This window comes from Planctomycetia bacterium, assembly GCA_034440135.1.
Classification (GTDB): Bacteria; Planctomycetota; Planctomycetia; order Pirellulales; family JALHLM01; genus JALHLM01.
The window spans coordinates 1-11,799 of record JAWXBP010000378.1; the positions used below are offsets into that span (position 1 = coordinate 1).

The window sequence follows — 11,799 nt, forward strand, 5'->3', positions numbered from 1 at the left end:
CGGCTGCAAAAGCGACGGCGGATGTCCGGGAGGCAGTTGCCGGGCACCCAACTATCGCACGCCGGCGTATTCACCAAGCTACGAAGGTGCGAGAGCCGCAGAGCCGAGCTACTCGCCCACCCCGAGTTACGCCCCACCAACCGGTTCGGGAATGCGATCAGAACCTTCGTATCAGGGGTCCGGCTCTCGTTAGTTCGCTGAAGCGAGTCTGGAGGGACATGCATGAAGACCAAGTGGTTATTGATCGGAGGCGTAGTTGTCTCCCTGGGTATCCTGATCGGCGCTGTGACCACGCGGACTGCCGTGAGGCACGCACCCAAATCACCGACAAAGGAACACGTCTCGTTCCCAGGCGAGCAGACGGAGCCGGTCGGCTGGGTGTTTGGTCGCATGATCGGATTCCCGGGAGCCGACAAGCCTTTGCTGCCTCAGAGCGGCAACCTGGGTCATCAGGTGTACGTTTCACCAACGTCGGATGCCCGACCATGATCGGTACTCGAATTGACACCCATCGCGTCATAAACGGACTTTCGCCTGGGACCGAGCGCAAGCTCTGTGGTGTATGGGTCATCATCCCAGCCAAGAATGAGCAAGCGTCTATCCCCCATGTGCTGAACGATCTACCGGCAGTTGGACGGGTGATCGTCGTTGACAATGGATCGACGGATGGAACAGCAGACGCGGCCCGATGCGGAGGTGCGGATGTTGTCCGAGAGGAGCGACGCGGTTATGGGTCGGCCTGCCTGGCGGGACTCGCACGCATCGAATGGCTGGTCGGAAGCGGCGAGCCCCCACCGGCAATCGTCGTCTTCTTGGATGCGGATTACAGCGATCACCCTGAGGAATTACCGCAACTGATTGAGCCAATACTGGCGGGCGACATCGATTTTACGATTGGTTCGCGACTCTTGGGCCAGCGTGAAACCGGCGCGATGCCGCCGCAAAGCATCTACGGCAACAAACTGGCGTGCTTTCTGATGTGGTTGTTTTGGGGCGTGCGACACACCGATCTCGGACCGTTCCGGGCCATCACTTACTCGGCGCTGCAACAACTTGGAATGCAAGACACAAACTTCGGCTGGACGGTCGAGATGCAGATCAAGGCTGCGGTTGCCAAGCTACGCACTCAAGAGATTCCGGTGCGATACCGAAGGCGGATCGGCGTAAGCAAGATCAGCGGCACGGTCAGCGGTACGATTAAGGCCGGATACAAGATACTGTTCACCATTGCTCGTTATCGGTGGCAGACACTGTGGACGAAGTAACCAGCGAAGCTGGTAGCCTCATACCCGCGAAGCAGTCCTCGCGATTGACCCGACAGGCAGCAGTCCTTCTGCTGCTGGTGATCGCTCAAGCGGTCCTCTACTTCATCGTCACGGCGTTGAGCAGACGATTCGGGTACGAAGAACCTTTTGGCCAACGGCCAATCCCAGCGGTGCTTGGTCTGCTCACCGCCTGCTTTGGACTGCACCTTCTCAGTCTGAAGATCGCCCTGCGGATCGGAAACCAGCGGCAGATCGTGGTGATGGTGCTGTGCGCAGCGGCAGTGTTTCGCGGAATCATGCTGTTCTCGGAGCCGATCCAGGAAATCGACATCTACCGTTATCTTTGGGATGGAGCTGCATCTGCCGAAGGCGTTAACCCTTTTCGCTACAGTCCCGAACAGGTACTGCGTGCCGATCCGAGTCGGCCTCTGCCGTCTGATTTGAGGCGACTCGTCGCCTTGCGTGATCGTTCCGCGCCTTTGGCAGAAGTGTTAGGCCGCATTCATTACGGCGACCTCACGACGGTCTATCCGCCTGTCAGTCAAGCGGTCTTCGTAACCGCATCCTGGATCTGTCCCGCTTCTGCAACGGTCTCTCATCGCGTCGTGCTGATGAAGGCGACGCTCCTTCTGTTCGACATCGCGACGATTGTGTTCGTGCTGCTTCTCCTGCGGCTCACCGGGCGTCATTTGGGATGGAGCATCGTCTACGCATGGTCGCCGCTTGTGTTGAAGGAATTCGCCAATAGCGGGCATCTGGATGCCATTGCCGTCTGCCTGACCACGGCGTCGTTGGCTTGCTGGACGCACGGGATGTTGGCGAAAGGAACTTTGCGTTCCACTACTTGGCTGGGTGTGGCTGGTTTACTGTTGGGACTCGGCACTGCCGCCAAGTTGTATCCGATAGTTTTGCTTCCGGTCTTAGCTTTCGTCACGTTGAAGAGAGTCTCCTGGCGAGCCGCGACATGGTATGGCATGTTGGGAATATTGACCTCGGGATTGCTACTCGCTCCGATGCTGCTGACACAACCGGTTGCAACGGTGTGGTCTGTCAGTCCGGCAATGCCTGGTCGCGAGACCCCTTCACCGAAATCGAGTCCACCGCAATCGACACTAACTGGGATTGAGGCAGCGAAGCCGGAGCGTCCAAGAAGCGGATTGGCAATGTTCTTCCGGCGTTGGGAAATAAACGACTTGATCTTTATGGTCGTGGTTGAAAACCTCCGACCGACGCCGTTGGACAGCGACCATGCTACATCGGAACAGTCGCCCTGGTTTTCAGTCGCACCAGACCGATGGCGCCAAGCGGTTGTCGCACCTCTGGCTTCCAGGCTCGATGAAACTCCAGCGAACATGGCCTTCCTGCTCGCGCGGGGAGCAACACTTGGCGTGTTTGTCCTCGTCGCGTTGTGGCTTGTATGGCAGGCCCAACGCAGCGATGAGCCGGAACGCTGGCTGGAGGCAGGTTTTCTCACGCTGGCCTGGTTCTGGGCACTCTCACCAACGATGAATCCGTGGTATTGGACGTGGGTATTGCCGCTGCTGCCGTTCGCTCGTGGCCGCGCTTGGTACGCCGTCTCTGGGCTGCTCATGCTCTATTACCTGCGGTTCTGGCTGGCCTATCACTTCGCCGACACTCTTCTATTCGGAACAGGCTATCGCGGCGAGCACTTCTTCCATTTCGTGGTTGTGCCGCTAGAGCACGGACTTTGGACGGGATGGCTTGTGGTTGAGTCCTGGAAACGTGGGAAGTGTGCCCCATTTTACAGATACAATTTCAAGGACGGCGTAAAATGAGTCTTTCAATGGTTACGGCTTGTACCCGCTTTGCGAGCCGCCTGGGTCTCGAAGTCGACCGGCAACGCGCACGAACATCGAGAGAAACGTCATGGCATCGGAAGCAGCGGATCAATTGTCCATCAATACCGTCCGCCGTAAGCGGATTGTTACGGTCGTTCGCTGGCTGTCGATCTTGTTGATTTTAGCTGCCCTGTTGATGATCGTTCGCTTGTTACCCACTGGGCAGGCAATCGAGGCGATGAAAGGCTGGATCGTCGAACTGGGAATCTGGGGGCCGGTGGTCTTGGTACTCTTATACGTCGTGGCCACGGTGTTATTCGTGCCGGGAACGATTCTGACACTGGCTGCCGGCGCAATGTTCGGATTGATTACCGGAACGATCACGGTATCCATTGGGTCGACACTGGGGGCGTCGCTCGCCTTTCTGATCGCCCGTTATGGGGCTCGCAATAAGATCGCCGCAATGGCTGACCGCAACCGCAGCTTCGGCGCCATTGACCGGGCGATCGCCGAAGGAGGTTGGAAGATTGTGGCCTTGCTCCGACTTTCGCCGGCGATCCCCTTCAATGTGCAGAACTATCTGCACGGCCTGACGTCGATTCGCTTCTGGCCGTACGTCGTCACGAGCTGGCTAGCCATGCTGCCAGGCACGTTTCTTTACGTCTATCTCGGACACATTACGGGCGCGGCAGTCGGGGCCAAGCGGGCGCGGACCCCCGCGGAGTGGGCGATGTTGGGCGTCGGGTTGCTGGCAACGGTCATCGTCACCGTTTACATCACTCGGTTGGCCCGCAGCAAGCTGAACGAGCAAATGGAGGACGTTTCCGAGGACGGCGAATCATCGGCGATCGTCGAAGACGAGCCCACTCGGAAAGGACGAGACACCGCACGCTTGCGAAGCACCATCATTCTGGCCGCCGTGTCGGTGGTCATGGTCGGCGCGGCGTGCTACGCGTACTATTCCGCGGAAACGATTGAGCGCTGGTTGGGCGGCTTGTTTGGACCGCCTCGCGTGGAAATGAAAGAGGCGTACGCCGATGCCCCAGCGGGGCCGTCATTCGATCAGTCGGCGTTCGACACGTTGCTTCATCAGCGCGTGGATGCGGATGGTTGGGTCGATTACGACGGTCTGAAAACAGACGAAGCCAAGCTGGACGAATACCTCGACGCGGTTGCCGCCGCGCCCTTCGACGCGATGGGACGCAACGACAAGCTCGTCTTGCTGATTAACGCCTACAATGCCTTCACGCTGAAGCTGATCGTCGAACATTTGCCGATCGAGTCCATCATGGACATTCCCGCCTCCGACCGCTGGGACGCGGTCCGCTGGAACGTCGGCGGGCATGTGTGGAGCCTGAACCAGATCGAACACGAGCAGATTCGGCCGAAGTTTATCGAACCGCGCGTGCATTTTGCCTTGGTTTGTGCCGCCGTCGGTTGCCCGCCGCTGCGCAACGAAGCCTATATTCCGTCTCGACTGAGCCAGCAACTGAACGAGCAGTCCGAGTACGTTCATCATCAAGCGACATGGTTTCAGTTCGACGCGCAATCCAATCTGCTCCACCTCACGAAACTCTACGACTGGTATGGCGACGACTTCGCACAGGTCGCCGGCAGAGCGGCGACTTTCGCCGCACGTTACTCGCCGGAACTGCAACAAGCTCTCGAACGCGGCTCGTCGCCGACGGTTGAATGGCTGCCGTACGACTGGAAATTGAACAGCCTGAAACACAAACAGGCTCGTTGACCATAAAAATGAGGACTCGATGATTCATCAAGAGCGCACGATTCTCGCGGATCAGCCGATAATCGAGGGGGTTCCGCAAACCAGTCCGGCGGACGAGTTCAATCAGGAGCTGGTTCGCAATGTTCATCCCTTGGACTGGGTGAACTCGAAACCGGACGGGCGATACAATCTGGTCGTGATTGGAGCGGGAACGGCCGGCCTGGTGACGGCAGCCGGAGCCGCCGGCTTGGGGGCCAAAGTGGCGTTGATCGAACGCAGCCTGATGGGCGGCGACTGCTTGAATGTCGGCTGCGTGCCTTCCAAGGGTGTCATCAGCGCGGCCCGCATCGCAGCCACCGTGCGCCATGCGCGTGAGTTTGGTGTGGACGTTCCGGAAGGTGTCACAGTCAACTTCGCTGCGGCAATGGAACGTATGCGACGGCTGCGCGCCCGCATCAGTCCCAATGATTCCGCCCAGCGGTTCCGCGACCTCGGGGTGGATGTCTATTTTGGGCAGGCAAAGTTCGTGGATTCAAACACGGTCGATGTGGACGGCACGAAGCTCAACTTCAAGCGTGCCGTGATCGCAACCGGCGCGCGGGCCGCAGCCCCGCCGGTACCTGGCTTGAACTCTGTGGACTATCTGACGAACGAAACATTGTTCTCGCTGACTGAGCTTCCCCGACGACTTGGCGTGATTGGCGCTGGACCGATCGGTTGCGAGATGGCTCAAGCGTTCGCTCAGTTTGGCTCTGAGGTGTTCCTGGTCGAGGCGGAACACGGCATTCTGCCACGCGAGGACCGTGATGCGGCCGAAATTGTGCAACAGGCCATGTCGCGCGATGGCGTGAAGCTACTGTGCTGTGGCAAGAACCTGGCGATCAAGAACGATGGTGGAATCCGGCTCACGGTCGATTCGCACGGCACTGGATATGACGAACCGATCGACAAACTGTTGGTTTCGGTCGGCCGAGCACCCAACATCGAGGATCTGAATCTGCAAGCGGTTGGCGTGGAGCACGCCAAAAAGGGAGTGACCGTGAATGAACGCATGCAGACGACAAACCCCATGATTTACGCAGCGGGGGATGTCTGTTCGCCGTATCAGTTCACGCACACCGCCGACTTCATGGCTCGCATCGTGATTCAGAACTCGCTCTTCTGGGGCCGAAAGAAATCATCGTCGCTGGTGATTCCCTGGTGTACTTACACGACGCCTGAGATCGCCCACGTGGGGCTTTACGAAAGCCAAGCCAAAGAAAAGGGGATCGAAGTCGAGACGTTCATCCAAGAGTTCCACGAGGTCGACCGGGCAGTTCTGGATGGGGAAGACAACGGGTTTGTTAAAGTTCACGTCAAGAAAGGGACCGACAGGATCCTGGGCGCGACAATTGTCGCGCGCCATGCGGGAGACTTGATCTCCGAGATTACGCTGGCGATGACGCACGGCCTGGGACTGAAGAAGATCGGCAGCACGATTCATCCGTATCCGACTCAAGCCGAGGCGATCCGCAAGCTCGGCGACCAGTTTAACCGCGCGCGGCTGACACCGTTTGTTAAATCGCTATTCAAGAAATGGCTAACGTGGACGCGTTGAATCCCGATGCGACTTCCGCCCACTGCGGCGAAACAACTACTGTGGGGACCCGAAGTATCGTGGTGGTCAGCGGAGCGGCGGTTGGTCACTCCTATGTGTCCCGTTCCTACCGCCCAGCGAGGAACCACTCGACTTTGTGGCCCCTGAGACCGCGAGCCCATGATTCGCCAATTACGAGGCATGAGATTTGCGTTAGGGCGGGCCTTTGCGAGTAGCTGGATTCTCGCGGGTTGTTACTGCTGCCGATTCACGGATCAGGCCGGGGCTCAAGGAGAATCAAGCCGGCTTAACTTCAGACCGAGGAGCGCGGAAATGAATAGCAATCAGCGACTGCCAGGCTGGCTCGTCGGCGCAATCTTGGGAATTTCGTTTACCACCCTGCTCGTATTAGAGAGGCACTGGCCGCTACGAAAAAGTGTGGAATCCAAGGTCCGCCGAAGCGCACGAAATCTGGCCCTCGCGGCACTCGGTGGAGCGCTGATTCAGGTCACCGAAATGCCGGTCACAATCCCGCTCAGTACCTGGGTCGAATCTCGCAAGTGTGGCGTTATGAAGTATTTGTCACTTCCGCTCTGGATGGAAGTGGGACTGGCCGTTGTGTTGCTCGATTACACCCTGTACTTGTGGCATATTCTGCTTCACAAAGTACCGTTTCTGTGGCGCTGCCACCAGCCACATCATGTGGATTTGGATCTCGACGCCTCTACGGCCATTCGCTTTCACTTCTCAGAGCTCATCGCTTCCGTCCCCTGGCGCGTGGGTCAGATTCTACTGATTGGCGTCTCGCCTCTGGCTCTTTCCGTTTGGCAAACAGCCACACTCCTGGAAGTAATGTTCCAGCACTCCAACGTGCGCCTCCCCCTGGGAATTGAGCGCTGGCTTTGCTTCGTGATTGTGACGCCGCGGATGCATGGAATTCATCATTCAATTATTTCGGATGAACAGAATTCTAACTTGTCCAGCGGGCTGACACTGTGGGACTGGCTGCATGGAACATTGCGGCTCAATGTGCCCCAGGATGATATCACCATTGGCGTGCCTGCCTACCAGAATCCAAATGATGTGACGCTGCCGCAGGTACTTGCCATGCCGTTCGCCAGCCAACGCACCGAGCAACATTTGCTTGATGGTCGCGCCTCCATACGACTGCCGACAGACGTTTCTAGGGAGCGTCTTCTTAGGTAACGGCGTGAGTAATACGTGCCCTTCAAAAGGATCATCAATGTTTGGACTGGGAAAGCCGACGCCTGTCGCGGAGCATGAGGCCGACGGGGAAGTCGAACGCGTCTACCATGAAATCAAGCAGGTGCTCCGTGTGACGGGCGTCAATTTGAACTTTCGCGATTGGGCCGGTTACAAGAAGTTCTTTCCTGTAATGTGGGACGCTCTTCGTCCAAACGCAGAGACCCGCGACTTCGAGACGGCCGCTGACTGCTTACGCATCGAAGCTGCCAACGCGGCCCATGCCCTCGGCCCTCTCCAAGGTGCGAACGCGATTCGACTCGGAGAAAGCCAGGCATTTCAGATCCGCGCCGCTTTGAGGCTTTATCGATACATCAATCCGAAGCTACTGGTATTTACTTCTGCAGTTCGCTTGGCGCTTGCCGGCGAGTCGACCGGGTCGGGGGACGCAAAGCGCCCCGTGAAACTCGTCGAACTGGGTGCGCCGCATCAGATGTATGCCCTGGAGATGGAATCGGAGAAGCCGCACGAGGATAATCTCAATAAGCTGTATACCGACATCAAGCGGACGCTTTCCCTGAAATCGATCAACAGCGATTATCGAACGCTGGCGCTTTGGCCCAACTATCTTGCGGGTGCCTGGCACAAGCTGAAACCTGTTATCCAGCAGGACCATTACGCTCAGGCGAGTATCCAACTGCTCGAGCTGGCGCGCGCTGCGGCGCGTGCGCTTCCGCTTTCAATCTCGCTGAGCAGAGATCGCATCCAGGAATTAGGTGAGGACACGGACGAGATAGTCACAATGACCGACCATTTTGAAAGCTTGCTGCCAAACCTCATTTTAAACATTGCATTACTGGAGCACGACTTCCAAGCCGGCGAAGACCTTGCGAGCTCTCCATTCCCCGCTCCCGACCGCCATGTTCACAAAGGTGGTGCCGTATGAATTGGCGCGACTTCCAGCAACTGCAACGGGTCGTGGAACTGCACGAGCATTTCTTAAGCTATGTAGATCATGGAAATGGCAAACCGGTCGTGCTCGTGCATGGTATTCCCACCTGGGGATACCTGTGGCACGGCGTGTCGCCAGTTCTTGCGGAAACGCATCGAGTTCTCATCCCGGACATGCTCGGTTTCGGCTACTCCGACAAGCGCGATTCATTCGATAGATCAATTTCGCGTCAAGCTGAGGTGATTGATGCCTGGATGGGTAAGCTCGGAATTGAGACGGCTGCGATTGTCGGCCATGACATCGGAGGCGGAGTGGCGTTACGTTTGGCCACGCTATTCCCAAACCGGGTCGACCGGCTTTGCGTGTTGAATACCGTCTGTTACGACTCTTGGCCCATTGAACTCATGTTGCAATTCGGCCATCCAGATGCGAATCGCAAGCTCTCCGCTTCCGCCGCTCTTAGTTTGCTGCGCGCTGCGCTTAAGCAGGGCTTTGCGCGGTCGCCACAGGAGGACGTGCTCGATGGCCTGCTTGCCCCCTATCGGACGGAGGTTGGAAAGCTGTCGCTGATCCGCAATGCCGCAGCACTCAACACCAACTTAACGACAGAAATTAGCGATCAGCTACTTCTCCTCGATTTGCCGACTCTCGTGCTTTGGGGCGAGGACGACACGTTTCAGGCTGTAAAGTATGGGCAACGATTAGCCAGGGACATCCCTCGTTCGCAGTTTGTTCGCATTAACGATGCACGTCATTTCGTCATGTTCGACCAACCCGATCAAGTTGTTGCACAGCTCGTGTCTTTTCTTGGAAGCGATCTGCCATGAAGCCGAATGACGATAACGGTAGGTTGCCTCCTTCCGAGCGCCCCTTCCGAGTATTGATACTTTCAGGGTCGGATCGGCGGCAGTACAACTGCCCTGGCGTTGATTCAAAATCGCGAATGCTGATGCTGCGCATGGCCGATGGTCTGCCGCCGGACTGGGAGATCGACCTGGAAGATCTGGGCAATGTCTACGGGCGCGCCCGAATCCAGAGTTGCAACGCCTGCGTCTCTACGTCGATAGCTCTGTGCTGCTGGCCCTGCAACTGCTACGAGTCGAACCATAAGGACGAACCCGACTTGATGTGGGATTTAGATCTGTACGCGCGGCTCGATCTCGCGGATGCTTGGGCGATCATCGGTCCGGTCAACTGGTACGCACCCACCAGCAATCTGAAACTCATGTTTGATCGCTTGGTGTGCATGAACGGCGGAAATCCTCAAGAGGATCTGATCGATCACAAAGATCCAGAAAAAGCTCGCGAATTAGAACATTCTCCCGAGTGGCACGAGTTGAGCCTCAATCATTTAGAGGGACGTACCGCGGCGTTTTTCTGCTATGGCGATGGTGGAGGCGACGAGCTGGAATCAACAGGACGGCCTAAGATCCTACGCCATCCAGAATACTTCGATCCAGACGAAGAACCGTTTGAGGATATGCGCCACGCTTATGCTCCGCTTGTGTGGCAATGCCGCTACGGCGGCGTCGAGGTGCCGGAAAACCTTTGGCACTACGAGGAATTTGGCCGTGGCAAGAAATACAGCGACAATCAGGCGGAACATCTGGCGGCCGAAGACCGGGTGCTGGCGGAATTCGATGGCTGGGTGTCGCGTTTCACCCTCTTTGTGCGGAATAAGGACAAGGTTGAGCCAGGGCGTTACCGAGCCTACGGATACCAGGCGCCAGGCCATCGCTGGGCCGACCTAAAGCTGAAATGGCGTGAACTGCGAATGCGTGCAGGTTTTCCGCCGAGCGGATCGTCCCCTGCGAAGCAACAGGAGTTAGGCCTCAATCGAGACGTAACATTGCGCCCTGAACTTGGCGAGGGAGAGAAGCTACGGGAGTAATTCGCAAGAGATTGATTGCGATCATGAGCGGCGGTGGGTAGGGAATTCGGCGAATGTGCCCCGTTTCACAGACGGAAGTCCGAAACGGCCGTAAGGTGCGGCCTACTGAAAGGCGAGTGCAGTCCACGTTCGATTAGAAAAGGACGACGAGATGCCCCAGCGCGAAGTCACGGAGACAACGGCCCCTGAGGAAGCTGTTTATCAGCGATATTCCGCCGCAGCCCAGCAGCGCGAAGAATCACTTTGCTGCCCGATTGAATACGCCGCGGACTTTCTGTCGGTGGTTCCCCAGGAGATCGTGGAACGCGATTACGGTTGTGGCGACCCGACTCCCTTCGCGAACGAGGGAGAGACGGTTCTCGACCTTGGTTCGGGGGGCGGCAAGTTGTGTTACATCCTCGCTCAGGTGGTCGGTAAACGCGGGAGGGTGATCGGTGTTGATTGCAATCGCGAAATGCTCGGATTGGCGCGCAAGTACCAGCAGCAGGTGGCGGATCGGTTGGGGTTCAGCAACGTCGATTTCCGCTATGGACTGATTCAGGATCTACAACTCGACCTCGATCTGCTGGGGCGCGACCTTGAGCAGCACCCCGTGCATGACCCGGCGAGCTGGCTCGTGCTGCGGAATCTGGAAGATCGGCTCCGTCGCGAGCAGCCGATGATTCCCAACGATTCGATGGACTGTGTGGTTTCCAACTGCGTGCTGAATCTGGTTCGGCAACAGGACCGCCGGCAATTGTTCGCGGAGATCTTTCGCGTCTTGAAGCGGGGCGGCCGAGCGGCGATCAGCGACATCGTGTCGGATGAAGATGTTCCCGAAACGATGCAGCGCGAGCCGGAGCTTTGGTCCGGGTGCATCTCAGGTGCGTTCCGCGAGGACAAGTTCCTGGCAGCATTTGAAGAAGCCGGCTTTCACGGTATCGAGATTGTCAAGCGGCAACGCGACCCCTGGCGCACGGTGGAAGGGATCGAGTTCCGATCCGTGACCGTTGTGGCCCACAAGGGCAAACAAGGCCCCTGCCTGGAACGGAATCAGGCCGTGGTCTATCGGGGACCATTCAAGAAGGTTGAGGACGATGACGGACATGTTTACCTGCGTGGCGCGCGAATGGCGGTCTGCGACAAGACGTTTCACCTACTGCAATGTGCTCCGTATGCCGGTCAGTTCGATGCGATTGAACCGCGTGAAGCAGTTTGCCTCACTGATGCCCAGCCATTCGATTGCCGACGTTCCAAGCTGCGTGACCCGCGCGAGACGAAGGGGACCACCTATCGGGAGACGACGGAATCGGCTGGACCGTGCTGCGGTGAAGATGGTCCCTGCTGTTGACGGGGTGCCGTGCGGGCGACGGAATCACTTCATTCACGGCGAATTCCGCTGAAAGAA

The 11,799-nt window shown here is 57.6% G+C and carries 9 protein-coding genes; all 9 read left to right on the forward strand.

The window, feature by feature from the left end:
• Window positions 1–485 precede the first annotated feature (485 nt).
• Window positions 486–1,265, forward strand: a complete 780-nt coding sequence (locus SGJ19_22355) for a glycosyltransferase family 2 protein (GenBank protein ID MDZ4782997.1) — start codon at window positions 486–488, stop codon at window positions 1,263–1,265.
• Entirely contained in the window at window positions 1,253–3,061 is a 1,809-nt protein-coding gene (locus SGJ19_22360; protein ID MDZ4782998.1) for a glycosyltransferase 87 family protein, read from the forward strand. The genes SGJ19_22355 and SGJ19_22360 overlap by 13 nt, the downstream gene beginning before the upstream one ends.
• Before the next feature lie 91 nt (window positions 3,062–3,152).
• Window positions 3,153–4,811 carry a VTT domain-containing protein gene (locus tag SGJ19_22365; GenBank protein ID MDZ4782999.1) on the forward strand — a complete coding sequence of 553 codons (1,659 nt, stop codon included), beginning with the start codon at window positions 3,153–3,155 and terminating at the stop codon, window positions 4,809–4,811.
• Between the two features lie 19 nt (window positions 4,812–4,830).
• A complete protein-coding gene (locus SGJ19_22370; protein ID MDZ4783000.1) occupies window positions 4,831–6,387 on the forward strand; it encodes a mercuric reductase in 1,557 nt (518 codons plus the stop codon).
• Window positions 6,388–6,699: 312 nt separating this feature from the next.
• Window positions 6,700–7,572 carry a sterol desaturase family protein gene (locus SGJ19_22375; GenBank protein MDZ4783001.1) on the forward strand — a complete coding sequence of 291 codons (873 nt, stop codon included), beginning with the start codon at window positions 6,700–6,702 and terminating at the stop codon, window positions 7,570–7,572.
• A 37-nt stretch (window positions 7,573–7,609) separates the two neighbouring features.
• Window positions 7,610–8,515 carry a halocarboxylic acid dehydrogenase DehI family protein gene (locus SGJ19_22380; protein ID MDZ4783002.1) on the forward strand — a complete coding sequence of 302 codons (906 nt, stop codon included), beginning with the start codon at window positions 7,610–7,612 and terminating at the stop codon, window positions 8,513–8,515.
• A complete protein-coding gene (locus SGJ19_22385; GenBank protein ID MDZ4783003.1) occupies window positions 8,512–9,348 on the forward strand; it encodes an alpha/beta hydrolase in 837 nt (278 codons plus the stop codon). Before SGJ19_22380 ends, SGJ19_22385 begins: the two co-directional genes overlap by 4 nt.
• Complete coding sequence (locus SGJ19_22390; protein MDZ4783004.1) at window positions 9,345–10,412, forward strand: NAD(P)H-dependent oxidoreductase; 1,068 nt, start codon at window positions 9,345–9,347, stop codon at window positions 10,410–10,412. The genes SGJ19_22385 and SGJ19_22390 overlap by 4 nt, the downstream gene beginning before the upstream one ends.
• A 151-nt stretch (window positions 10,413–10,563) precedes the next feature.
• Complete coding sequence (locus SGJ19_22395; GenBank protein ID MDZ4783005.1) at window positions 10,564–11,742, forward strand: methyltransferase domain-containing protein; 1,179 nt, start codon at window positions 10,564–10,566, stop codon at window positions 11,740–11,742.
• Window positions 11,743–11,799 lie beyond the last annotated feature (57 nt).

What these genes read in the sequence shown, in the direction of transcription:
- SGJ19_22355 (MDZ4782997.1), top strand. Translation starts at nt 486, where the DNA reads ATGATCGGTACTCGAATTGACACCCATCGCGTCATAAACGGACTTTCG.
- SGJ19_22365 (MDZ4782999.1), top strand. Translation starts at nt 3,153, where the DNA reads ATGGCATCGGAAGCAGCGGATCAATTGTCCATCAATACCGTCCGCCGT.
- SGJ19_22370 (MDZ4783000.1), top strand. Translation starts at nt 4,831, where the DNA reads ATGATTCATCAAGAGCGCACGATTCTCGCGGATCAGCCGATAATCGAG.
- SGJ19_22375 (MDZ4783001.1), top strand. Translation starts at nt 6,700, where the DNA reads ATGAATAGCAATCAGCGACTGCCAGGCTGGCTCGTCGGCGCAATCTTG.
- SGJ19_22380 (MDZ4783002.1), top strand. Translation starts at nt 7,610, where the DNA reads ATGTTTGGACTGGGAAAGCCGACGCCTGTCGCGGAGCATGAGGCCGAC.
- SGJ19_22385 (MDZ4783003.1), top strand. Translation starts at nt 8,512, where the DNA reads ATGAATTGGCGCGACTTCCAGCAACTGCAACGGGTCGTGGAACTGCAC.
- SGJ19_22390 (MDZ4783004.1), top strand. Translation starts at nt 9,345, where the DNA reads ATGAAGCCGAATGACGATAACGGTAGGTTGCCTCCTTCCGAGCGCCCC.
- SGJ19_22395 (MDZ4783005.1), top strand. Translation starts at nt 10,564, where the DNA reads ATGCCCCAGCGCGAAGTCACGGAGACAACGGCCCCTGAGGAAGCTGTT.